Origin of the sequence: Streptomyces sp. NRRL F-6676 (genome assembly GCF_000725625.1) — a bacterium.
Classification (GTDB): domain Bacteria; phylum Actinomycetota; class Actinomycetes; order Streptomycetales; family Streptomycetaceae; genus Streptomyces.
In genome coordinates, this window is the sequence record NZ_JOHS01000027.1 from 50419 (window position 1) to 74292 (window position 23874).

At 67.3% G+C, this 23874-nt stretch carries 20 protein-coding genes and 2 pseudogenes; 12 read left to right on the forward strand and 10 right to left on the reverse strand.

The features are described 5' to 3' along the window. The first annotated feature begins 23 nt into the window (after nucleotides 1-23). The 3 genes from IO29_RS18290 to IO29_RS18300 all read left to right on the forward strand — a co-directional run bounded on the left by IO29_RS18290 (nucleotide 24) and on the right by IO29_RS18300 (nucleotide 5132). Nucleotides 24-2837, forward strand: a complete 2814-nt coding sequence (locus IO29_RS18290; protein ID WP_030380564.1) for an undecylprodigiosin ligase RedH — start codon at nucleotides 24-26, stop codon at nucleotides 2835-2837. Nucleotides 2838-2912: 75 nt separating this feature from the next. Continuing rightward, complete coding sequence (locus tag IO29_RS40055; RefSeq protein ID WP_051707763.1) at nucleotides 2913-4103, forward strand: aromatic ring-hydroxylating oxygenase subunit alpha; 1191 nt, start codon at nucleotides 2913-2915, stop codon at nucleotides 4101-4103. A gap of 177 nt (nucleotides 4104-4280) precedes the next feature. Beyond that, a complete protein-coding gene (locus IO29_RS18300; RefSeq protein ID WP_106969849.1) occupies nucleotides 4281-5132 on the forward strand; it encodes a lysophospholipid acyltransferase family protein in 852 nt (283 codons plus the stop codon). A 68-nt stretch (nucleotides 5133-5200) separates the two neighbouring features. On the opposite strand, the gene IO29_RS18305 is transcribed toward IO29_RS18300, so the two are convergent. From IO29_RS18305 to IO29_RS18320, 4 genes are read right to left on the reverse strand one after another with little or no spacing between them, the layout of a single operon-like run. Beyond that, the gene (locus IO29_RS18305) at nucleotides 5201-5683 is read right to left on the reverse strand and encodes a nitroreductase family deazaflavin-dependent oxidoreductase (RefSeq protein WP_030380566.1); all 483 of its coding nucleotides are present in this window, start codon (nucleotides 5681-5683) and stop codon (nucleotides 5201-5203) included. A gap of 2 nt (nucleotides 5684-5685) precedes the next feature. Continuing rightward, nucleotides 5686-6534 (reverse strand): hypothetical protein, encoded by an 849-nt coding sequence (locus tag IO29_RS18310; protein ID WP_051707765.1) that lies wholly within the window; start codon nucleotides 6532-6534, stop codon nucleotides 5686-5688. After that, nucleotides 6527-7186 (reverse strand): ATP-binding cassette domain-containing protein, encoded by a 660-nt coding sequence (locus IO29_RS18315; RefSeq protein ID WP_030380568.1) that lies wholly within the window; start codon nucleotides 7184-7186, stop codon nucleotides 6527-6529. Before IO29_RS18315 ends, IO29_RS18310 begins: the two co-directional genes overlap by 8 nt. 10 nt (nucleotides 7187-7196) lie before the next feature. Further along, nucleotides 7197-7856 (reverse strand): TetR/AcrR family transcriptional regulator, encoded by a 660-nt coding sequence (locus IO29_RS18320; protein ID WP_267881991.1) that lies wholly within the window; start codon nucleotides 7854-7856, stop codon nucleotides 7197-7199. Nucleotides 7857-7989: 133 nt separating this feature from the next. Between IO29_RS18320 and IO29_RS18325 the strand changes: the two genes are divergently transcribed. From IO29_RS18325 to IO29_RS38570, 5 genes and pseudogenes are all read left to right on the forward strand, one after another. Then, nucleotides 7990-8751, forward strand: a complete 762-nt coding sequence (locus IO29_RS18325; RefSeq protein ID WP_033225995.1) for a DUF6928 family protein — start codon at nucleotides 7990-7992, stop codon at nucleotides 8749-8751. 156 nt (nucleotides 8752-8907) lie between these two features. Then, nucleotides 8908-9345, forward strand: a pseudogene (locus tag IO29_RS18330) (DUF2199 domain-containing protein); the annotation flags it as partial. Nucleotides 9346-9907: 562 nt separating this feature from the next. Then, nucleotides 9908-12199, forward strand: coding sequence for a TerD family protein (locus tag IO29_RS18335; protein WP_030380572.1), 2292 nt, complete (start codon nucleotides 9908-9910; stop codon nucleotides 12197-12199). Between the two features lie 297 nt (nucleotides 12200-12496). After that, nucleotides 12497-13825: pseudogene (locus IO29_RS40375) on the forward strand (tyrosine-type recombinase/integrase). A 203-nt stretch (nucleotides 13826-14028) separates the two neighbouring features. Beyond that, entirely contained in the window at nucleotides 14029-14553 is a 525-nt protein-coding gene (locus IO29_RS38570; RefSeq protein WP_158709356.1) for a hypothetical protein, read from the forward strand. 433 nt (nucleotides 14554-14986) lie between these two features. On the opposite strand, the gene IO29_RS18350 is transcribed toward IO29_RS38570, so the two are convergent. From IO29_RS18350 to queC, 6 genes are all read right to left on the reverse strand, one after another. Then, entirely contained in the window at nucleotides 14987-15202 is a 216-nt protein-coding gene (locus tag IO29_RS18350; RefSeq protein ID WP_030380574.1) for a hypothetical protein, read from the reverse strand. A 337-nt stretch (nucleotides 15203-15539) separates the two neighbouring features. Further along, nucleotides 15540-16055, reverse strand: coding sequence for a VUT family protein (locus tag IO29_RS18355; protein ID WP_030380575.1), 516 nt, complete (start codon nucleotides 16053-16055; stop codon nucleotides 15540-15542). A 283-nt stretch (nucleotides 16056-16338) separates the two neighbouring features. Then, nucleotides 16339-17112, reverse strand: a complete 774-nt coding sequence (locus tag IO29_RS18360; RefSeq protein WP_030380576.1) for a GTP cyclohydrolase I FolE2 — start codon at nucleotides 17110-17112, stop codon at nucleotides 16339-16341. Between the two features lie 4 nt (nucleotides 17113-17116). Next, on the reverse strand, nucleotides 17117-17473 hold the full coding sequence (queD, locus tag IO29_RS18365) for a 6-carboxytetrahydropterin synthase QueD (protein WP_030380577.1): 357 nt from the start codon (nucleotides 17471-17473) through the stop codon (nucleotides 17117-17119). Then, a complete protein-coding gene (gene queE / locus IO29_RS18370; RefSeq protein ID WP_030380578.1) occupies nucleotides 17473-18108 on the reverse strand; it encodes a 7-carboxy-7-deazaguanine synthase in 636 nt (211 codons plus the stop codon). Before queE ends, queD begins: the two co-directional genes overlap by 1 nt. A 2-nt stretch (nucleotides 18109-18110) precedes the next feature. Beyond that, nucleotides 18111-18806, reverse strand: a complete 696-nt coding sequence (gene queC / locus IO29_RS18375) for a 7-cyano-7-deazaguanine synthase QueC (RefSeq protein WP_030380579.1) — start codon at nucleotides 18804-18806, stop codon at nucleotides 18111-18113. A gap of 124 nt (nucleotides 18807-18930) precedes the next feature. Here queC and IO29_RS18380 point away from each other — a divergent pair, with 124 nt between their 5' ends. Genes IO29_RS18380 through dbpB (IO29_RS18395) form a run of 4 tightly spaced genes read left to right on the forward strand, consistent with a single transcriptional unit; the run spans nucleotide 18931 to nucleotide 23315 of the window. Next, nucleotides 18931-19824 (forward strand): hypothetical protein, encoded by an 894-nt coding sequence (locus tag IO29_RS18380; protein WP_030380580.1) that lies wholly within the window; start codon nucleotides 18931-18933, stop codon nucleotides 19822-19824. After that, nucleotides 19824-20957, forward strand: coding sequence for a DGQHR domain-containing protein DpdB (gene dbpB / locus IO29_RS18385; protein WP_030380581.1), 1134 nt, complete (start codon nucleotides 19824-19826; stop codon nucleotides 20955-20957). Before IO29_RS18380 ends, dbpB (IO29_RS18385) begins: the two co-directional genes overlap by 1 nt. Next, entirely contained in the window at nucleotides 20954-22195 is a 1242-nt protein-coding gene (dpdA, locus tag IO29_RS18390; RefSeq protein ID WP_030380582.1) for a tRNA-guanine transglycosylase DpdA, read from the forward strand. The genes dbpB (IO29_RS18385) and dpdA overlap by 4 nt, the downstream gene beginning before the upstream one ends. A gap of 16 nt (nucleotides 22196-22211) precedes the next feature. Beyond that, on the forward strand, nucleotides 22212-23315 hold the full coding sequence (gene dbpB, locus IO29_RS18395; RefSeq protein ID WP_030380583.1) for a DGQHR domain-containing protein DpdB: 1104 nt from the start codon (nucleotides 22212-22214) through the stop codon (nucleotides 23313-23315). The last annotated feature ends 559 nt before the right edge of the window (nucleotides 23316-23874 follow it).

The window sequence follows — 23874 nt, forward strand, 5'->3', positions numbered from 1 at the left end:
CAGGAGAGCCAGGAGAACCCCTCATGGAAACCCGATCCGAGAACGCCCGCGCCACCTCCGGGGCCCCGCACGCCGGCCTCGTCCTCACCCTGGGCCAGGGCCACGCCACCGTCGAGACGGCGGGGGGCAAGGCGACCCGGCTGGACGAGATGACCGGGGCGGGCCTCCCGGTCCCGCCCGCCTTCTGCCTCACCACCGCACTGTTCGACCTCTTCCTCCGCGAGACCGGCCTGGCCGCCGAGATCCGCGCCGCCGAGGCCCGCGGCGCCGACAGCCGCACCGTCCGCGAGCTGATCACCGCCCGGGAGCTGCCCGAGCCTCTCGCCCGTACCGTCCTCGCCGCCTACGCGGACCTCGGCCGCCCGCGCGTCGCCGTCCGCTCGTCCGCCTGCCGGGAGGACGCCGCCGACCGCTCGTTCGCCGGACAGCACGACACCGTCCTGGACGTCTTCGGCGACCAGGCGCTGCTGGACGCGGTGAAGACCTGCTGGGCCTCGCTCTGGTCCGACCGCGCGGCGGCCTACCGGGACGGCGGCGCGGCGGGCTCCATCGCCGTGGTCGTGCAGGAGATGGTGCACGCCGACGTCAGCGGGGTGCTGTTCACCGTCGACCCGGTCGGCGGCCGCCCGCACCGCCTGGTGGTGGAGGCGTGCTGCGGACTGGGGGAGGGGCTGGTCTCCGGGCGGGTCTCCAGCGACTTCTTCGCCGTCGACGACCGCACCCTGGAGGTGGTCGAGGAGCGCGTCCGCTACAAGGTCACCAAGTGCGCCTCCGTGACCCCCGGCACCATCGGCATGACCAAGGTCGACGCCGCCGACCGCGACGCCCCCTGCCTGACCGGCGCCCAGCTCACCGCGCTCGCCCGGCTGGCCCTCGACGTGCGCGCCCACTACGGCGCCGAGCAGGACATCGAGTGGGCCCTGCGGGACGGCACGCTGTACCTGTTGCAGACCCGGCCGATCACCACCCGCCCCCGGGAGACCCCCCGCGAGGAACGGCACAGCCCGTACGTCGCGCCCCAGCCGGAGGCGATACAGCAGGGCACGCTCTGGTCCCGCATGGACATCGGCGAGATCTTCGTCGGCCTGATGTCACCGCTCGGCCTCAGCTTCGCCCGCTACTACCAGGAACACGTGCACCGCGACTGCGCCGCCGCCCTCGGCGTCCGCGACACCGGCGACGTCGACCTCCACATGGGCTACCTCCAGGGCCACGTCTACCTCAACATCTCCTACACCGCCCATCTGCTGGGCCAGTGCCTGCCCACCCGCGACCAGCGCCACTTCACCAGCCGCTTCGTCAGCGAGGAGGCCGACCTCTCCACGTACGAGAACCCCTTCGGCACCTTCCCCGGCGGCCTGGAGGACCTGCTCTCCACCCTGCACTGGGTGCGCGCCACCGCCACCGAGATGCTGACGATGAAGCACCGCGCCGAGGAGATGGTCGCCACCCGGCTCTACGAGTTCGACCGGGCCCGGCGCCTCGACCCCACCCGCATGAGCCGCCGCGAGCTGCACGCCGAACTCACCCGCTACCTCGGCTTCTTCCACGACGCCCACGTCGGCTACATGCCGTACTACATCAACGCCTTCGGCTTCTACGGCGTCCTCACCGAGCTGTGCGGGAAGTGGCTCGGCGCCGAGGGCGACAACCTCCAGAACCGCCTCAAGACGGACATGTCCAGCCTGCGGACGGTCGCCTCCGCCCAGGAGATCTGGAAGGTCGCCCAGGCCGCGAAGGCCCGCCCCCGGGTCATGGAGATCATCGACGGGTCGCCCCTGGAGGAGATCGCCGGCCGGCTGCGCGCCGACGACGAGGGCCGCGCCTTCTGGCACGCCGAGATGGAACCCTTCCTGCGCGCCAACGGCACCCGCAGCCGCCAGGAGATGGAACTCACCCACCCGCGCTGGATCGACGACCCCTCGTACCTCTTCCAGATGATCCGCCGCTACGCCGCCGACGGCTTCACCGTCGAGGACATCATGGGCCGCAGCCGGGCCAGGGCCGAGGGCGACGTCCGGGCGGCCGTACGCGCCCTGCCCCTGCCGCGACGCCGCACGCTGGAGACGGTCATCTCGCTCTACCGGCTGTGCAGCGAACTGCGCGAGACCACCCGCATGTCCATGGTCACGTCGATCTGGCTGGTCAGGAACGTGGTCTACGAGGTCGGGCGGCGGCTCGTCGAGGAGGGCGTCCTGCACTCCTCGGACGAGGTGGCGTACCTCGACTTCGAGGACGTTCGCGCGTATCTGGCCGGTGTGCGCCCGGCCCGGGAGGCGTTCCCGCGCGCGGAGCTGGACGCGCGGCGGCGCCTGCACGACTACCACAACCGGCTGCCCGAGCCGCCCCTGACGTTCGTCGGCGAGCACGACCCCACCCGGCCGACGCGGCGCGGGTCCGGCGCGATGAGCGGGACGCGGGCGGAGGGGAGCGGATCCGGCACCGCGGGCGGGACCCGTCTGGAGGGGCTGGGCTCCAGCCCGGGCCGGATCGTCGGCCGGGCCCGCATCGTGGAGGACCTGGTCTGGCAGGCCGACGAGTTCCAGCCGGGAGAGATCCTGGTCACCCGCTACACCGACGCCTCCTGGACCCCGCTGTTCGCCATCGCCGGCGGGGTGGTCACCGACATCGGCTCGATGCTCTCGCACAGCTCGATCGTGTCGCGGGAGTTCAACGTGCCGTCGGTCGTCAACACCAAGGACGCGACGCAGCGCATCCACACGGGCGACACGGTCGTGGTCGACGGCGACCGGGGGACCGTCGAGGTCGTCAAGACCGCCGAGGCCGCCGGGGTCGTCGAGACCGCCGAGGCCGTCGAGGCGGCGGCGGAGGACTGAGCGCACGGTGCCCGTCCGCCCATCAGTACACCGCGCCCGGTCCACCCGGCGCGGTGACGAGAGGAGAACAGCCCGATGATCCCCAACCAGTGGTACCCGATCCTCCAGACCGGCGACCTCGCACGCGACAAACCCACCGGGGTGCGCCGCATGGGCGAGGAACTCGTCCTCTGGCGCGATCTGGACGGCAACCTCGTCTGCCAGACGGCGCGTTGCCCGCACAAGGGCGCCAACATCGGCGACGGCCGCCTCAAGGGCAACACCGTCGAGTGCCCGTACCACGGCTTCCGCTTCGACGCCGAGGGCACCTGCAAGGTGGTGCCCGCGCTCGGCGCCGGCGCCCGCATCCCCGCCTCGCTCAAGCTGCGGACCTACCCCGTGCGCGAGCAGCACGGCCTGGTCTGGCTGTGGTGGGGGGACGACCGCGAGGAACTCCCGGCGATCGAACTGCCGACCGAACTCGTGGACAACTCCCGGCCCTACGAGACGATCTCGTGGACCCGGCCCCTCCACTACACCCGCTACATCGAAAGCCTGCTCGAGTTCTACCACGTGACCTTCGTCCACCGGGACCACTGGACGAACAACATCGACTACACGTTCATGTACGGCACCGCGCGCAAGCTCTGGACGGACGGCCGCGACCGCTATCTGGCCGCCAACAGGATCGTCAACCACAAGGTCGAGGTCGACGGCACCACCATCCGCTCCACCTTCGACCAGTGCGAGGAGGGCAACCCGGAGAACACCTCCCACTTCAACCTGATCTACCAGGCGCCCGGGCTGACCCACGTCAAGACCGGCCTGCTGGAGATCACCACCTGGCTCACGCCCATCGACGACGAGAACACCCTGGCCATCATGCGGCTGTACGAGTACCCGATGCTGCGGGCCATGGTCCCCTTCAAGCCGCTGCGGCCGTGGGTGCTGCGGGCCTCGCTGCTCATGGAGCGGCTCGTCCAGGACCCGCAGGACGTGGGCATCATGCTCCGGCAGGAGCCCAAGGTGAGCGAGCGCGGGGTGAACAAGTTCATCGCGGTCGACGAGATGAACGCGAAGTATCTGCACATGCGGGACCGGCTGAAGGCGGAGGCGGCGGCTCGCGCGGAGGTGGCGGCTCGCGCGGAGACGCGGGCGGGCGAGGAGGAGACCCCGGCCGGGCCTGCGGACGAGGCCACGCCCGGCAAGGCCACGACCGGCACCCGCGCCCGGCGCACCGCCAAGCCCAAGCCCCGGACGGACGACCTGGCCGAGGCCCGCTCGTAGCCTCCCGTCCCGAACCCCACGACCCACGCACCGCGAACGGAAGGGGAGCGGCCCATGGCCGAGGCGACCGGGCACGAAGGAAGCGGCGGGCCCCGGGAAGAGGACCGGGACCGGGACGAGTACCGGAACCGGGACCAGAACCGGGACCAGAACCGGACGAGCCCCCGTGACCTGCTCATGGAAACGGTCGCCCAGGCCATGCTCACCCTGGCCCGGGGCCGCGACGTCCTCGACCGCTGCCTCGACGACGACCGGGGCGTGGACGACTTCGGCTACGACCCCGAACTCACCGACGACGTCCTGCTGCCGCCCCTGCGGCGGCTCTACGAGCGGTACTTCCGTGTCGACGTCGAGGGCCTGGAGCACGTACCCGCCGAGGGCGGCGCCCTCGTCGTCGCCAACCACTCCGGCACCCTGCCGCTGGACGCGCTGATGCTCCAGGTCGCCCTGCGCGACCACCACCCCGCCCACCGCGCACTCCGGCTGCTCGCCGCCGACCTGGTCTTCGCGCTGCCCGTGCTGCGCACACTGGCCCGCAAGGCCGGCCACACCGCCGCCCGCATGGACGGCGCGCTGCGGCTGCTGGAACGCGGCGAGCTGGTCGGCGTCATGCCCGAGGGCTACAAGGGGCTCGGCAAGCCGTTCGCCGAGCGGTACCGGCTGCGCCCCTTCGGCCGCGGCGGCTTCGCGGCCCTGGCGCTGCGCACCGGGAGCCCCCTGGTGCCCTGCTCCGTCGTCGGGGCCGAGGAGATCTACCCGATGCTCGCCGACGCGCGCCCGCTGGCCCGGCGTCTGGGCCTGCCGTACTTCCCGATCACGCCCGCGTTCCCGCTGCTGGGTCCGCTGGGCGCGGTCCCGCTGCCGACGAAGTGGACGATCCGCTTCGGCGAACCGATCCGCACCGACCACTACTCGGCCGAGACGCTCGATGACCCCATGTTCGTCCACAAGCTGTCGGACGAGGTCCGCGACACCATCCAGGAGACGCTGACGGAGATGGTGCGCGGACGCAGCGGACTCTTCGGGTAGCCGTTCAGCATTCGGCCGACGGTTCGAGATTCGATATTCGATTGGCTGGTCGGTATGCGACCGGCTGGTCAGGAAACGAGCCGCACGAACGGGGTCGCCTCACCGATCTTCCGGTAGGCGGCCTCGCTGCCGTCCGTGGGGAACCCCATGAGCTGCGCCAGCCGGCGGGCGGCCCGCGGATGCCGGCGGGCGTAGTCGACCATGACGTCACCGCCCTCGGCGGCGGAGAGGAAGTGCGCGGTGACGGCGACCCGCCGCCGGCCGAACTGGAGGGCGACGTCCGGCCGTAGCCGCACGTTCTGGTACCAGTCGGACGTCGGCCCGAACCCGGAGGCGACGGTCCAGGTGTCCCTCTCCTTGTCGTACGACACGACTTCGAGCACCACCTGACGGGCGAGCCCGGACTTGCGCCCGGTGTGGTGCAGCAGCAGGAACCGCTTGCCGAGCAGCGGCCCGAGCCCCGCACGGTACAGCCGGATGGGCAGGCGGAACGCCACCCGACGCCATCCGGTGGGGGGCTGGGGCCGACGGGAGGGGGCTTCGTGGGACATGGTCACCTTTCGGCCGTGACGGTGGTGGGGGAGGCGGCGGTGCCGGAGGCGCGGGAGCCGGTGTGCGGACGGCCCCGCCGACGCGTCCGGACCCGGAAGATCACCAGCCCGACCGCGGTGAACGAGGCGGCCCAGACGAGCCCCAGTCCGAGGTGGCCCCACAGGGCGCTGTCCCCGAAGGCACCGCCGGCCGCGAACTGCATGGGACCGAAGGACGGGAACCACCGCAGGACGGGCTTGTTGGCGAGCGGATTGCCGAGCGGGTTCTGAAGGAAGGTGTCCATCAGGGCACCCATGATGATGAGGAAGAACCCCTCCAGATCACGCTTGACGAGCACACCGAGGAGCAACCCGAGGGCCCCGTAGGTGAGGGCGATGACGGTGAACCCGGCGAGCACGGCACACCAGCCGCCCGGCGAGGGACGCCAGAAGAACAGGATGGCGACGGCGGTGTAGAGGGCGATCGACAGGGCGACCACCGCGACGGCGAGGGTCTTGGCGCCGATGAGCGTGGCCTGCCGGAACCCGGCGAACACCAGCCGCCGGTCGAAGGCGAGCGCCTTGCGGACGGCGTCGAAGACGACGAACCCGGCGATCATCGTGAGGGAGTTGAGCCCCGCCGTGATGAGGGTGAGACGGCCGCCCTCGACGTGCAGGACCTCCCCGGTGGAGTACAGCTTGAAGTCCAGCGTCTCGCCGGAGGCGAGGGCGTCCATGAGCAGGTACCAGGCGGGCACGAACAGCAGGAGCAGCAGCCCGGCGAGCCGGTTGCGGGTCTGGTCGCGGATGGAGAACCGCAGCGCGGTGGGGAACTGCCCGTGGGCGGGCCGGACTCCGTTCGCACTAGGCATGCGCGTGCCGCTCCTTCCCCACGGAGGCCCCGCCCCGGGGCGCGAGCCGCCCGTCCGCGAGATCGGCCAGTACATCGAACCGGTCCTGCTCGAACACGAGATGGGTGATGACGACGACGGCCTTGTGAGCGCCGCGCAACTCGTCGACGAGATCCCAGAACCGCAGATAGGTCTCCCAGTCGAACCCTTGATAGGGCTCGTCGAGGAGCAGCAGATCGGGATCGTGGAGCAGCGCGAGCGTCAGATTGAGCTTCTGCCGGGTACCGCCGGACAGCTCACCGGCGACGGTCCCGGCATACCGCTCGTACCCGAGGAGCCGCAGGAGTTCCTGCCCCCTGCGCAGGTCGGGCAACCGATGGGCGGCGGCGAAGTACCGCAGATGCTGCTCGACGGTGAGCGCGGCATTGAGCACGGGCTCCTGCGGGCAGTACCCGAGCGCACCGGTCAAGGAGACCTCTCCACGATCGGGGGAGAGGGTCCCCGCGAGAATCTTCAACAGGGTGGATTTCCCGGCCCCGTTCTCCCCGACGACGCCGACGAGCTGCCCCGGCGCGACGGTCAGCTCGGCACCGCGCAGCACGGACCGCTTCCCGTAGGACTTGTGCACGTCACGGGCGCGCAGCACGGGCGCGGACGCGGTTCCGTCGGACATACGAGACCTCCTAGGACTGTTCGGCGGGACCCTCCGGGGGCGACGCGCCGAGCCCACCCGCGTACACGCCGAGCATCTCGGCCCCCCAACGCGCCATGCCGTCGGCGGACAACGGATCGCTGCCGAGGACGTCGGCGAGCCGGTCGCGCAGCAGGAAGACGGCGAGGTCATTGGCGAGCAGAAAGGCGGCCCGCACGTCCGCGTCCCGCCCGGGCACGGCGACCCCGGCGGCCACGAGCCCGTCCAGCGCCTCCCGGCTGAGCTGGAACAACCGCTGGAAGAGCTTCCGCCCGGCCTCGGAGTCACCGAGCAGCAGCCGGCGCAGATAACCGGGCAGCGGCGACCCGTCGGGCAGATACCGCCCGAACACCTCGCTCAGCAGCCCCGAGGAGGCGGCGGGATCGACCAGCTCGGCCCCGCCCTCCCCGGCCAGCTCCCCCAACATCCCCTCGAACACCTCAAGAACGTACTGGTCGACCTCCTGCCGCAACCCGTCCTTGGACCCGAAATGATGCAGAACGAGCCCCGGCGACACCCCCGCGGCCTCGGCGATCTGCCGCACGGTGACCACATCGGCCCCACGCTCGCCGAACAACCGCAGGGCTTCGTCCCGAATGACAGCCCGAGCGGTCCGATCCTCAGCAGCGGCGACTGAACGCATGTACAGCATCCTAAACGAGCGTTCAGCCAGGTGTCCAGGGGGCGCCGAACCAGCTGTGGGCGAAGCAAACCGGGGTGGTTGTCAGTGCGGGCGGCTATGGTGCGTGCGCCATCAAGGCAATACGCGGAGGCAGGGGGAGAGCATGGGAGCCAAGACGGGACTGCTGCTGTACGCCGACGGTGAGGCACCTGAACGGTTGAGGCGAGCCGGCGCGGCGGACCACGGCCGGACGGCCGCGATGATGCGGCAGCTGTACCCGGGGTGGGAGATCGAGGAGCGCGAGGGTACGAGCCTTCCGGACGGCGTGTACCCCCCGGAGGGCAGGGTCTGCGCCGCGAGCTGGCCGGGCGTCGAGGTCATCGGCGATCAGCGGCTGATGATCGACCTTCCGTCCCGGCTCCCGGAGCACCTCGTGGCCGCGAGCGCCGGCCGACGGCTCGTCCTGCACGCCATGCACAGCGTCGTCGACTGGCTCGCGTTCGCCGTATGGGAGGACGGACGTCTCGTCCGCTCCCTGAGCCTGTCCCCGGACAGCGGCGTCATGGAGAACATCGGCCAACCGCTCCCCTTCGAGCTCCCCTACTGGTCCGGCGACCGCCCGGCCGACGTCATGCCCTGGCCCGACGAGGAGGAGACGCCGTACCCTCTGCCGTTCCACCCCCTGGATTTGGGCGAGGATGCGCTACGCGCACTCTGCGGCTTCGTCATGGAGGGCCTCCCCGCACCGGACGACGTCGCCACGGACGCCATCGAGCTGCACGGATTCCTGGTGCGAACCCCGGATGCCCTCGCCCCCACCAACCAGGAAGTCACACCGCACGGAGCTGCCGAGACCATGCCGACGCCCCGCTTCTACGCCCTCGACCCGGACGGCACACTGACCGAACGCCCCGGATTGCGATGACCGGAAGCGCCGCTCGAACGCGGCGCATCAGGCGACACGAACCGCGGTCGCGACCGGCGGACTTGCCGTTGGCGACGGCTGGTTAAGGTCCCAGCCATGACCAACGATCCCGGCTTCACATGCTCAGGCTGCGGGCAGCACCACTCGCGGCTCCCGATGAGCTACTCCACCATGGCACCAGACTTCTGGGACCAGAGCTTCGCGGACGATCCGGACAGCATGCTCTCCTCCGACCAGTGCGTCATCAAGGGGCAGCACTACTTCATCAAGGGCTTGATAGAGATACCGGTGCTCGACAGTGAGGACCCCTTCGCCTGGGGCGTCTGGGTCTCTCTGAGCCGGGAAAACTTCGCTCGTGCCCTGGAGACGTGGACCACCCCCGGCCGTGAAACCGGGAAACCGTACTTCGGCTGGCTGAGCACCGAGCTGGCTCCGTACTCGCCCAGCACGCTCAACCTGAAGACGAACGCCCACACTCGCCCAGTCGGCCGGCTTCCGTCCATCGAGCTGGAACCCACCGACCACCCCCTGGCCGTCGAACAACGCACCGGCATCACCCACGACCGAGTACGCGAGATCGCGGAAGCCGTCCTCCCCTCTCACGGAGGCACACCAATGCCTGAGAAGCCCAGTAGCAGTAGTTCTCCACTGGAATGGGCCGAGACGGTGTCCCTGCAGACTGTTGGCGCGGACGGCGGCATGCGAGACGTCATCGTCCGGATCAGCACCCCCTCTGCCTGTCTGATTGAGCTTCTCGATGATGGCTCCCGGACCGTCATCAGAGGGGCGGACCATTTCGACTGCCTCGCCCAGCTCCGGAGGCAACTGGAACGCGAGGGCCGTCTGCTCTGCTGCCAGGGTGCCCGTCCCAACGTCCACCCTTCCGGACAGTTGCGGCAGTTCACTGACGGCCGGCTGGCGTACGTACTGCCCTCGGACGCCCAGAACGAAGAGTCCGAAACGGTCGACATCTTCGCCCCTGCGCTCCCCGGCGAGGTCGTGAGTCTTGAGGACCAGCGCATATCAGTCGTCAGTTATTGGAACGCTCGGCACCCAGGAAACCGGATCTGACCGTGCCACAAGGTCGGCCACAGCGTCGGAGCACGCACGGAAAACACCCGTGCGCCGACCCGTACACCTCTGCGACCATCCCCGAATGGCACACCATCTCGAATCGCTGCTCCTCCGGCACACCCACCGCCTCGTGACTCCGACTGGCTCCGCCGGAGAAGGGACCGTTGGCGAGAGGGCAGTGGGGGAGAGGGCTGCTGGGGAAGGGACCGTTGGGGGAGGGGCCGTTGGGGAAGGAGCCGTCGCCGCACGGCAGTTCGACGCGGCGCTGGCGTCCGTGGGCTTCAAGCTCTCGGCGGAGCTGCTGGACCGGCTGTCGCGGCTGTCCGAGGCCGCCGTCGTGCACACCGCCCGGCGGACGCTGCGCACGGTGGGCGAGATGGTGGGCGACCACGTTCGCCACAACGCGTACTTCATCGACTTCCCGGCCAACGTGCCGGACACCGAGGAGTTCTGGGCCGAGTGCGTGGCGAAGGCACTCGGCGACGAGAAGTCGCGCGAGAACACGCTGAAGCAGCTGAAGCAGCTGAAGCAGCTGAAGCAGCTGACCCAGCTGGAGCAGCTGGAGCGGGGCACACTGAACCTGCTCAGCCTCCCCACCTACGGCCGCTACCAGCACACCTACGAGGAGATGCTCGCCGCACAGGACGAACTGATCGCCTCGGCGGGCGACCGGATCACCGTCCTGCACCTCGGCCGCGACCTGGACGACGAACTCACCGACCTCTACCTGGCCCTGGCCGGCAGCACGACCCCGCTGGGCGAGGACGACCTGACCGACCTCAAGACCCTCGCCGCGCGGTGCGCCCTCGGCCCGCAGCCGGAGGCGATCCCGGTCCGGGAGAATCGGGCGGTCGTCAACGAGGCGCGGCTCGGCGTCGGCGCGGACCTCCTCCTCGACACCGTCACCGATGTACTGCGGCTGGCCTGCGCACTGTCGGGCGGCGACGTGACCCTCCAGGAACCGACCCGGTTCCGGACGCTGCCGCGCCCGCTGCGCAGGGCACTGCTCGCGGGCCTCGACGCCGTCGTCGCGGCGAACCCCGCGAAGCTCGCCGACGTGCACACGCACCGGGAGCCCTTCAAGCGGCTCGGCGAGCGCCTCCACCCGCACGAGTACCCGCGCTGGCCGCACGCCGCCGACGTGTTCGCGGTCGCACGCGGCGAGAAGCGGGCACGGTCCTTCGACAGCCGGCTCGAGAAGCTCCTCGACGAGTTCGACGTCCTCGGCGCGGTGAAGCTGCTGAAGTCCGCCCCCGGCAAGCTCTTCCGCACCCTGGACCTCCTGCTGCGCATCGCCGCCGACCAGAAGGAACGGGACGCGGTGGTGGCCGCCGCGGTGGAGGCCGCCCCCCAGGTCTCCGGCCGGGTCGTACTGTCGGTGCGCGAGCACTTCCACAACCGGGCACGGGAGACCGACGAACCCCGGATCTTCGTCAACCGCCGGGGCCGCGCCTGGGTGGCCCCCGACTTCCGGGCACCGCTGCCGGACGCCGACCGCGACCGTCTGATCACCGCCCTGGACACCGAGATACGCCGTCGGCTCCCGACCCCCGGCCGCCTCCTCCTCGACCCGGAGATCCTCGACGTCGCCCTCCCCCTCAGCGGCCGGGCCACCGCGGCCGGACTCGGCGTACTGCCGCGCGGATCGACCTCCCCGGTCGACGGCGACCAGCTGCGCTTCTTCGTGTACTGGAAACAGACGAAGACGCGTACCGACTACGACCTCTCGGCCCTGCTCCTGGACGCCGACTACAGCACCGACACCTGGCTCTCCTACACGTCCCTCAAGACCGTGGGCGGCGAGCACTCGGGCGACATCACCGAAGCACCCGACGGCGCCTCGGAGTTCATCAACCTGTCCCTCGGCCGGGTACGCAGCACCTTCATCGTCCCGCAGGTCGACATCTACGCCGGCGAGGGCTTCGAGGAGGTCGAGGAGTCGTTCTTCGGCTTCATGCTGCGCGACGGCGAGCAGAAGGGCCGGCCCTTCGAACCGCGCACGGTACGGATGAAGTCGGACCTGCGCGGAACGGGCCGGGTCGCACTGCCGCTGGCGTTCCAGCGCGGCGACGACGGCCGGTGGCGCGCGAAGTGGCTGCACCTGTACCTGAAGGGCATCTCGTCGGCCAACCGCGTCGAGGAGAACCAGCTCTCCGTCTCCAAGGTGGTCCGCGCCCTCGTGGAACGCGACCAGCTGACGGTGCGCCACCTGATCGACCTCCTGCCCGACGACACGACCACCGTGCACGCGTGGGACGGCACGCTCCCCCCGGACGAGCCCGTCACGTACATCGGCCTCGAACGCCCCGAGGGCCTGCACCCGGACTCCCGCATCATCACCCTCGAAAACCTGCGCGACCTGATCCCGGCCTGAGTGCTAGCGTTACCCACGGCGAGGCCATGAAAGGGCTTCCTTCTCAACTCTTCTCTGATACAAGTTCTCTCGCTTTCCTCGCCGCCGACTGCAACTGGGAGGCGCCCACTGGGCGCCTCCCAGTTCTCGTACGGCGGGCCTACAACAGATGGTCGGCCTTACTGTCCTTCATGTCGTTGATCAGCGCACGCAGCGCTTCGAGCGGGTCGAGCGAGTCGAAGCCCGAACGGGGAGCTGAGGGTCCGGCGGGACGTGCTCAACGAGTGGTTGGAGGAGCGGGCGGGAGGGGGTGGCGTCGTGAAGTCGTACAAGGTCGTCGTCTGGAAGCTCAGCGTCAACCGCTCGGCGAAGAAGCCGACCCACCTCGCTCGCTGGGCCGTGGACGGTCAGCCGTTCCACGAGTCGCACAAGACCAAGGCACTGGCCCACCGTTTCCGGGCCAAGCTCCTGCGCGCGGCGGACAAGGGCGAGCCGTTCGACACCGTGACCGGCCTGCCCGACTCGCTGCGCGGCGGCCAGCTGCTTTGTCGTCCCTGGACCTGGTGGTGAAGTACGTGGATGCCTGGTGAGCTGAGGCATCGGCCAAGCAGCGGGACAGCATGAAGGGCGCGTTGGCGACGGTCGTCTCCGTCCTGGTCAAACCGGGGCGAGGACGGCCCGCTTCCGAGGTGTTGCGGCGGGCGCTGCGTTCGTACGTCCTGCCGGTTCCCCGCCGGGAGCGGGAACGGCCGGAGGAGATCGCGGCGGCAGTGCGCTGGATCGAAAGGGCGTCTCTGTCCGTGGCGGAGCTGCAGGAGGTCGCTCGTGCGCATGAGGTGGTCGACACGCTGAGTCGGCGCGCGGTGATCTTCAACGCCCTCGAATACGCGGTGGAGCTGGAACATCTGCGATCCAACCCGCTGAGCCGGGTCCGGCGCAAGCGCGGCAAGAGGGCGGTGCAGGAAGTCGACAGCCGGGTGGTCGTGGATCCTCGGCAGGCACGGGAGTGGCTGACTGCGCTCACGTACGTGGGTGGCTACGACCGGGCGAGCGGCCGACGGCTGCGGGCGTTCTTCGGGTGCTGTACTACGCGGCCATGGGGCCAGGGGAAGCGCTCGGCCTTCGCCGCTCCGACTGCACGTTCCGGCACAGGGCTGGGGCCGTATCTCCTGGCGGAGACTCGTCCCACGGCCGGTAAGGCGTGGACGGACTTCGGGGAGGCGCACGACCGGCGTGGCCTGAAGCAGCGGGCTCATGGTGAGGTGCGCATCGTGCCGATTCCGCCTCCGTTGGTCCGGCTGCTGCGTGAGCATCTGAAGGAGTTCGGACGGCCGGCTGTTCTCCAGCGAGCGGGGCAACGTGATCGCGGCCTCGTCGTACTCACGGGCGTGGAAGCAGGTTCGGGAGCTGGAGCTCGTTCCCGATCAGGTGGCCCCGGTCCTGGCCTGCTGGCCGTACGACCTCCGCCACGTGGGCGACTCCCAGCGGCTCAACTCCGGCGTGCCCGCCCTGGAGACCGCCGCTCGCGCGGGCCACTCGGTGGATGTTCTGCTGAAGATCTACGCCAAGTGCATCGACGGCCAGGAGCAGGGGATGAACGACCGGATCATGCACGGGCTCGAGGAGGAGGACGTAATGGAGCAGTGAAGCGGTTCGAGCGACCGTCGCATGTGAGCCCCGGAGAATCCGGGGCTTTCGTCTGCAACCCTCGTTGTCGAAGCAGTCTTACTGCTCAGCGCCCGACGCTCTGCGCACCACAGGTGCTCGAGGAAGTGGGCTCCTGTCACCGGTCTCTAACGCTCTGTTGAAACGTCTGTGTGTCTGTGCCGTGTTCCGTCAAAATGGCTGGCATGTCCGCGCTGTGGAGTTCGCTTGCCGCATCTGTTGGAGCGGTTGCCACCACTCTGATCGGCGTCTTCGCGGGGAGTGTGGTGAGTAGAAGGGCACAAGACAGACACTGGATTCGTGACCAGGTGGCGGCAACGTGCGCACGCGCGCTCCGCGAATCATCAAGTGTCCTCGTAAGCCTCAGCGAGATGGAAAGCAGTCGACCTGCCTCCATGCCGCAGGGTGTCGTACGCGCCACCACTATCGACTGGCGACCGTGGAACGAGGCTTTGAGCATGGTGAACCTCGTTGCTGGTAAGGACATTGCGGAAGCTGTTCACGCCCTCGATGAGCAGATCTGGCGGCTCCACACCATGGTCAAGCGTGGCTTGACCCCCGAGGAGAGCTGGCTCGATCTGCGTTCGTACGTGGTAGCAGCGCAGAACAACGTCATCACCACAGCGCGCCGCCAGCTTTCACTTACCGGAGATCCTCTCCAGCGCTTCTCTGGGCGGCCTGCTCCGGACGATCCGATCTGGAACTCGTGATCAGAGCAACCCTCCGAACCAGAGTTGGCGCCGAGTCCAGATACACACAGGGCGATCTTGTGTCAGCGGGCCCACCTCGGTGCAAGCCACCGCCCGCCGGGACAATCGTTGACCTGCAGTGATACCCATCGAGATCATTACGTCGTCATTACGTGATCACTGGCAGACGGCTGCTCCGGGCCGCACTCGCCTGCACCTACGCAAAGACTCCGTCCTCAGCGAACTCGCTGAGGACGGAGTCTTTGGGCACCTACTACAAGGTGCCCCCGGCAGGATTCAAACCTGCGCACACGGCTCCGGAGGGCCCTTGAGGCTTCGGTAAAGACGCTGTTCACACGGACAAAACCAGTGTGTGGAGCTCACGCTGTCCACGGACGGTCCATGGTCTGGTGCTGCTAGCTGCGCCAGGCCGTGCGCTCAACCGCGGTTCCTCTCAGAGCAGGAACCAGCAGTTCCCGCCCGCGACACCGACGGCCGCAGCCAGGAGCATGAGGAAGGTTGGCGACACCGACAGAGAGACGGTCAGGTCGAAATGCTTGCCGACGGACACGCGAACGTGCCGGGGAGTAACAGCCTGGCGAGCCTGGGCCTGGAGACCGGCCTGACTGCTCTGGCTCGCGTTGACGGACGTGTCATGCTGGTGGTTCATGGGTAACCCCTTCGTGGTGGGGCGTCGCCGCTCTCGCGGCCTAGGAACCTGATGACGGTGACGCCCCTGCCCACACCGCCTGCTTGTGCAGAAGAGGACAAAAAAGGGGCCCCACTCCGGTAAGCCGGAGTGGGGCCCCTCAATGCTACTGAGACGGTAGCGAGTTACCGAGAAGTAGGTCAACTCGCCGCACTTCCGTCGAAGTTGTTGCCCCTCACCTACGACTGCAGGGCCTCCGTGACGACGCAAACGCCGGGAGCACCCTTCTCCCGCAAGGTCTGAGCGAAGGCGATTGCGGTGAGGTTTCCTGCCATGCGTAGGTGACAGATTGGGACGTTCAGGCGATAACGCGGTGACGGCGGCGCAGGAGCGCCAGGATTACGACGGCTGCGAAGGTCATCCACGCTTTGCCGAGGATTTGTCCAGGCAGGTAACTGAAGGAGTCGAAGGCAAGGCGGAGGAACAAGAGGCTGTCAGCGAGAAGTCCGACGGCGTTCGAGGCCAGTATCGCGACCAATAGTCCTCGCTTGCGCAGGGGTTCGTAGACGACGAAGTCCATGGTTTCAGCGACGGCGAAGGCGACCGCTGATGCAGTGGCGAGGCTGGGGTCAGCGAGAAAGTAGGAGAGGACCGTGCCGATGGCTATGGCGGCGAGAATGGCGCCTCGGCCGACCGCCTCCCTTGCAAGGTCGCGCAGGACAAGCGCCAGGCCGACGAGGTAGACGCCGGCAGGCGCCACGTAACCGAGGCCGACGGGTACTGCACCGAAATGGGCGACGGCCAAGTTGGCGGCCGGGATAGTGGCGATGTAGGCGATGAGCGTGGCGATACCAGCAGGAGCGGGAGCCTTCACGATCTACTTTCTGTCTCGGTGGCGGGGTGCTGCGCTCGGCTCCAGCGGCGAACGGGCGGTGGGACGAACGTGCAGACAGTACAGCGCACGGCACTGACACTTTTAAGACGTCGATCAGTGCTGTGGGGCTGGGGTAAGTGCCTGGTTCCGGGAGTGTGCAAGCCGCACGGGGCAGTCGGCGATACCGCGCTGAGGGAGTCGAGCAGGTCACTCGATGGCGGGCACGGCGGACAGCGTCGCGGGTGGTGGCCCGCTGTACGGGTTGCGGGGCACGTGCGTGGGTTCAGCCAATGAAACTCAGGCTGGCAATGGCGTCGTGGCTATGAATACTTTCCAGATTCTTCGCCCGGATCGCATGCTTTAGACTCTTTTCGCGGCATGCGAGGCTTACGTCGCGGATGATGTCTTCGACAAAAACGGGATGGTCGTAAGCCTGCATAGTGACTACGCGTTCGTCGGGCCGCTTGATGAGAGGCAGGACGGGGGCAGAACCGGCGCTGCGCAGCAGATCGACGATTTCGTGGATCGCCAAGGGGTAGGGCGCGTCGGCGGTCCCAGTGACCGTGAGGGTGACTTCGCTGCGTTGGTTGTGGGCCCCGTAGTCGGAGATGGCCTTCGAGCACGGGCACAGACTGGTGACGTCGGTGGTCACTGTGGTCGCGACGGTGCAAGTGTCGGCGGTGATGCGGCCGGTGATGGTGACGTCGTGGGTTTGCCACGACTGCCGCTGGCTTGCGGGTGCGGTCACGGCCGTGGCGACGGGCAGGGACAGTGCGATGGCCAAGGTGGGGGCTTCGAGCAGAGTGAGCCCTCGTTTGAGGGCGATGGGCAATTCGTGCGGGGCGAGGGTGGCCACCTCCTCGTGCACTAGGGCGATCATGCGGCTCATGTGGGTGCCGCGCCGGTCGGCCTGCAGGCCGACGGTGACGCTGATGTCGGCGATACCGTGTTGGCGCGTATGGCCGTCATCGAACGTGACGGGATAACGCAGGCCACTGATCCCTACTTCGTCGATGGCTACGCCGCGGTGGTCGACCTCGTTTTGGATGTCGTGCATCCTGCTACTCACCTCGGTAGGTGCAACCGGAGGTGCAGGTCTCGCGCACGGTGATTGCCGACAGAGCAGGGAGTTCTGCGGTCAACCGGTCCCAAATCCAGCGGGCCAGGTTCTCGCTGGTGGGGTTTTCCAGACCATCGATGTCGTTCAGGTAGTAGTGGTCGAGTTGTGCATCAATCGGCTTAAAAGCCTGCTTGATGTCGCCGAAGTCCATCACCCAGCCAGCCTCCGGATCGACGGGTGCCTCCACGTGCACGGTGACCTTGTAGGAGTGGCCGTGGAGGCGGGCGCACTTGTGGCCCTCGGGCACGCGCGGCAGACGGTGGGCTGCTTCGAAGGTGAACTCGCGAAAGATTTCCATTACTGAATTCCCAGATACTTGTGCGTTTGGAGAGAGAGTGTCCAGCGCGGGTTCTTCATGCAGTACTCGACAGCGGCGCGGGTGTGGTCCTCACGATGGGCGTCATCCAGCGGTTGCAGTCGGAAGTGCTGGAAGTCGAGCCCCTCGAACTGAGCCGGGTCGCCGCCAGCCTGGGGGTAGACCAGTTTCAGTTCATCCCCGCTGGTCAGGACCAGGTCAGAGCCGATCTTGGGGCTGACGCACAGCCAGTCGATGCCGTGGGGGGCCAGTCGGGTGCCATTGGTTTCCACTGCTACTTCGAAGCCACGGCCGTGCAGGGCGGCGATGGCACCCTCGTCCAACTGCAGCAGGGGTTCGCCGCCGGTACACACCACGAACCGGTGGGCACGGTCGGTGCTGGGCCAAGCGGCCTCGACGGCATCGGTGAGATTTTCCGCAGTGCGGAACCGGCCACCTCCTTCTCCGTCGGTGCCGACGAAGTCGGTGTCGCAGAACTGGCAGATGGCGCGGGAGCGGTCTACCTCCCGGCCGGTCCACAGGTTGCAGCGGGAAAAGCGGCAGAAGACCGCCGGGCGCCCTGCGTGGCTGCCTTCTCCCTGCAGGGTGTAGAAGATCTCTTTGATCAGATAGGTCATGTTCAGGCGCTCTGGTACCGGACAGGGTCGGTGACGCCGGCTTCAGCGAAGCCCTTCAGGCGCAGCAGGCACGTGTCGCACTTGCCACATGCCTGGCCCTGGTCATCGGGGTCGTAGCAGGAGGAGGTGAGGGAGTAGTCCACGCCCAGGCGGAGGCCCTCGCGCACGATGTCGGCCTTCGACAGGGCGATCAGGGGGGAATGCAGCGTCATCCGGGAGGTGCCCTCCACGCCCGCCCGGGTCGCCAGGTTCGCCATGGTGGCAAAGGCGTCCATGTACTCGGGGCGGCAGTCGGGGTAGCCGCTGTAGTCCACGGCGGTGACTCCGGTAAAGATGTCGCTGGCACCGACGGTCTCGGCGAAAGCCAGTGCGAACGACAGGAAGATCGTGTTGCGGGCCGGCACGTAGGTGATCGGCACTCCGTCCTCCTCGACGTCATCCAACGACTCGTGCTTGGGAACCTCGATGTCGGCGGTCAGAGCAGAGCCACCGAAGACCCGCAGATCGATGTCGGCGATGACGTGCCGGGCCACCCCCTGAGCCTCGGCCACACGCTTGGCGGCCTCCAACTCAATGCTGTGACGCTGGCCGTAGCGGAAGCTGAGCGCATAGGGAGCGAACCCCTGGTCCTTGGCAATGGCCAGCACCGTGGTCGAGTCCAGGCCGCCGCTCAGCAACACGATCGCGGGACGGTCCATGCTGTCACTCCCTTATCTGAAGTCCAGTTGCCTCACCCGAGGCAGAGGCAGCCTACCGCCTTAACTAGCGGCTACAGTAACCACAACAGCAAACGAGTTACCGATACCCAGGGGTCGAGCCGCAGTGAACGAGTTGCCCATCGTGGTCACGTGCACGGACCGGAAGGCGTCTCCTCCCGCAGCAGACCTGCAGGCCCGCACTCTGACCGCCGCCGACCTGCCCCAACGGGCCGAGGAGTGGGCACACCGTCTGCGCACCACATCGAGCCCGCACACGACGCTGGAGGACCTGTACCGGGGAGACCAGTGGAAACGTGCCCTCGCGCTCACCCACGCTGCATCCCAGGCAGGCTTTACTCCCCGCCTGTATGCAGCCTCAGCCGGCCTGGGCCTGCGTCCAGTCTCCAGCCCCGCCCCCGCCTACGCCGCGACTTTCCTGCCCCGGCACGCAGATTCCGTGGCTTCCTCCAGCGCCCAGACCTCCCAGTGGTGGGATCTTCTGCAACGCTTGGACGACACCCACAACCTGCCCCAGCTCGCCGGCACCGCAGGACGCGCACTCGTCGTGCTGTCGGCGCCCTATGCCCAGGCCATGCACCACGACCTGCTGGCCCTCGCTGATACCGCCGCCGACGTCGTCCTGATCGGTGGCGCCACCGACATCGAGGGCATACGGCGCGTGCCCGCCAACGCTGGCCTGCGCCACGCCCTGGGCGGCACCCTGACCAGCCTCAACGTGCGCATGGCTGCTTCCTGGCTCGAGCACTGCACACCCGGACGTCTCACCGACCCCGCCGCCCAGTTGCGCTGGGACGACTGGGCCGCGCAGACTGCCCGGCCCGAGCGCTACGACCGCACACCGGTTGCGGACGAGACCGTCATCGCCTTCATCGAAAAGGCGAAGAGTACCTATCCCGACGCCTCCCGCACCCGCCTGCTGCGCCTGTTTCGAGACAAGGGGATGGCCTGCGAACAAAAGCGCTTCGCAGGCCTGTACGAATCAACGATTGGCCGCTGATGACTCCCACCGTGCTGAAACGCCGAGCCCTGCGGATCGAGCAGCATCCTACGATCCCGCTGTACGTGTTCACGTTGGCGGCAGAAGAGGTCCATCAGGTCGCCGATGTCGCCCGGATCTCCCGTGACGAGGCCGGTAAGCTTATCGGCTACCAGCGCCCCGAGAAGAAGCAGCACGTACGGCAGATCTTGGAATACCTCGACAGCGACGAGGTTCTCTTCCCCAACGGCCTGATCATGGCCCTGCCCGCCAGTGTGCGCTTCAAATCGAGCCCCGGCCCCAGCAGCAGTGACGGCCTGTGCACTTCCGGCACGTTGGAGATCACACTGCCTGATTCTCCCGACGCTCCCCGGCCTGCCTGGATTGTCGACGGCCAGCAGCGCAGCCTCGCTCTGACCCGCACCCGCAACACCCGCCTGGCCGTCACTATCGCCGGCTTCGTTGCCGAAGATCTCGAAACCCAGCGGGACCAGTTCCTGCGAGTGAACACGGTCTCGCCCCTGCCGACCAACCTGGTCACCGAACTCCTCCCCGAGGTCGGCACCGCTTTGCCCACCAAACTCTCCGCCCGCAAACTCCCCGCCGTCCTGGTCGAAGCCCTTAACCACGACAAAGACTCACCGTTTTGCGGACTGGTGCGCCGTCCCTCCACCACCGCCGAGCAAAGAGCGGACGCTGTCGTCACCGACAACAGTCTCACCACGGCTATTCAGGAGGCCCTCAACTCCCCGTCGGGAGCCTTCTTCCCCTATAAAAACCTTTCCAATAACACCGTGGACACCGCTACCATCCGCCAGATCCTCATCACCTACTGGACTGCGGTACGTGACACCTTCCCTGACGCCTGGGGCCTGCCGCCCACCCGAAGTCGCCTCATGCACGGCGTCGGCATCCGCTCCATGGGTCGCCTGATGGACCGCGTGATGATGGCCATAGACCCCGCCTCCCCCCACGCACTGCAGCAGGCACGCGACGAACTCGCCCTGATTGCTCCGCACTGCTACTGGACCAAGGGGCGCTGGCCCGACCTGAACATCCCCTGGAATGAACTCCAGAACAATCCGCGTCACATCAGCACTCTGTCGAACTACCTCCTCCGTATCTATGTGCAGGAAAAGGCAAAATCCGCGTGAAATTCTATTTCCCTGACAGCCAGGACCTGGTGAGCCCCACCTATGATTTCGTCAACGATGAGTACTCGCCTTACCGAGTCCGTCAGCGCGACGACGTCTACGCCCACCAGGCCGTGACGCCGATCCCGTATGACGGGATCCTTGTCAGCAAGGCTGTTGTCGATGGATCCATGAAAGGCGCAGGGAAATATTCCACTCCGCAACGCGAGCGACTTTACCGCCTGGGTGTGCGGAACTTCTTCCGCCTTCCCGAAACCTGCTCCACCATCGGGGACTGTGGCGCCTTCAATTACATTGACGAAGAACGTCCCCCGTACGAGGTCGATGAAGTCCTCGATTTCTACGGCCGTTGCGGATTCGACGCCGGCATCAGTATCGACCACATCATCTTCGGCTACATCCCTCAAGAATCTGATACAGAACCAGAAGCAGCGTGGGTGGAACGCCAGCAGATCTCGCTGGAGCTCGCCGAGAACTTTCTCGCCGCGACCAAAAAGAACGGCGCCCGCTTCCAACCCGTTGGCGCAGCTCAGGGATGGGGGCCTGAAAGTTACGCGCACTCGGTCTCGCAACTACAGAAAATGGGATACCGGCGTATTGCTCTCGGTGGCATGGTTCCTCTCAAGTCCCACGAGATCCTGGCCTGCCTGCGGGCCATTGATGAAGTGCGCGCTCACGACACCGAACTACACCTGCTCGGCATCAATCGCGTTGACAGCATGGAGCAGTTCGCCCGCCACGGCGTGACCAGCTTCGACAGCACCTCGGTCTTCCGCCAGGCCTTCATGGACGACCGCAATAACTACCACACCGCCACCAGTGCCTACACTGCCATTAGAGTTCCCCAGGTCGACGGCAACCCCGCACTCAAACGCCTTATCCTCTCCGGAAGCGTCTCCCAGGCCGAGGCCATCACCGCAGAACGGGCCTGCCTGCGCGCACTGCGGGAATTCGACCGAGAGGAAACCTCTCTTGAGGACGTTCTGACCACACTCCAGGCGTACGAGTCCCTCGTGCTCGGCCCGAAGAAGAAGAGCTATCTCGAACTCTACGAGCGCACCCTCAGTGACACGCCCTGGCGGTCCTGCCCCTGCGCCCTGTGCGAGAAGCACGGCATCGAGATTGCCATATTCCGTGGAAGTGAACGCAACAAGCGCCGCGGATTCCATAATCTGACTGTACTCGAGGCCAAGATGCGCTCCCTCACCTTCGGGTACCCCCCACTTTTCGATTCTTGATATGTCTGGAGAGGCAATGGCCGACCGCTACGAACTCAGGCTCCCGGCGCTCGAAGTGCGCCAGGGTGACAGAAAGATCTACTGTTTCGCCGTTGACGGCAAGAAACTCCACAGCTTCGCCGCCGTCTCCCGCGTCCGACGCGACGACGACAGCAACCTCCAGGGCTACCAGCGCCCCGAGGTCCTCAGCCACATCCGTGGCATCCGCCGCTACCTCGAGTCCGACAACGCCATGCTCCCCAACGCCCTGGTCCTGGCCTTCGACGAGAACGTTCGCTTCGAGACCGGAGCACGGCGCAAGGACGGCGTCGCTTACTCCGTCCCCGGGGAACTGGTCATCCCTGTCGATGAGTCCTTTCCTGACGAGGACAAGCCCGCCCTGATCGTCGACGGCCAGCAGCGCAGCGCCGCCATCCGCGATGCCGACCTGGTCGAATTCCCCGTTGCCGCCGTTGGGTTCATCGCCGATAACCACGACGACCAGCGTTCCCAATTCATCCTGGTCAACTCCACCAAGCCGCTACCCAAGGGCCTCATCCACGAACTCCTGCCCGAAACCAGCGGCCACCTCCCGCCCACCTACGCCCGCAAGCGTCTACCCGCCCAGTTGATGACCCGCCTCAACACCGACGGCCAGGGCCCCTTTTACGGCCGCATCGCGAGCCCGACCTCACCCGACGGCAACATCAAAGACACGGCCATCCTGCGCATGCTGGAGCACAGCCTCTTCGAGGGCGCTCTCTACCAGTACCGCAACCCCGAAGATGGCTCCGGCGACGTCGACCGCATGCTGCTGCACCTGCGCTCCTTCTGGACCATGGTCAAGGACACCTTCAGCGACGCCTGGAAACTCCCGCCCCGCCAGTCCCGCCTCACCCACGGCGCCGGCATCCAGGCCATGGGCTTCGTCATGGACAGCCTCACCGACGGCATGCAAGCCGAAGAGGTCGACTGCGACTCCGTACGCAACGCTGTTCTGGGCCTGATGCCCGTCACTGCCTGGACCTCGGGCATGTGGCGCTTCCCCGACGGAGAACAGCGCCGCTGGAACGGCCTGCAGAACACCCCCAACGACATCCGCCTGCTCACCGACCTGCTGGTCCGTAACGTTCGAAGCTGACCGGTTGGCGTTCTGCAGTGCATGACGTTGGCACGTGCCGCTGAAACCAACTCGGCCTCGTTCGGGTCCTTGCCGCTTCGCGCACTTGATCGAGCATGACGTGTAGCCGTTATGCCACCGGTAACCGGACTCGGTCCGCAACGGCTCTACGTCGTGCTGCCGTGGGTGCGGCCCGACGGGTCGCACCCACGGCAGTATCCCCTGGAGCGGGTAGGGACTCGAGCGGTAGAGCATTTGTATTCGATAGACCGCCGCAGCGAAGGTGGTTACCTTGCATCCCCGACAGACTGCAGTCGGATCATGCGTGCCAGACTTGGTTTGCTGTGACCCGGAGCACTATACCCGCGGGTCAAAGGCGTCGTTGCGGTACTGACGCAGCGGCCGCTGAGGGCAGGGGGAGCAGTAGCGAGAACTTGTGGAATCAGGAGCTTTCCCACTGGTGCGGTCGCAGCCCTGCTTGGAGCTCGTAACACGATCATGGTGAGACGCGGTCTACCTTGTTGGGGTGTCGTCCCTCGCTGTTACTGCTTCTTCGCACTCATCGGCGTCTGCCGCCATC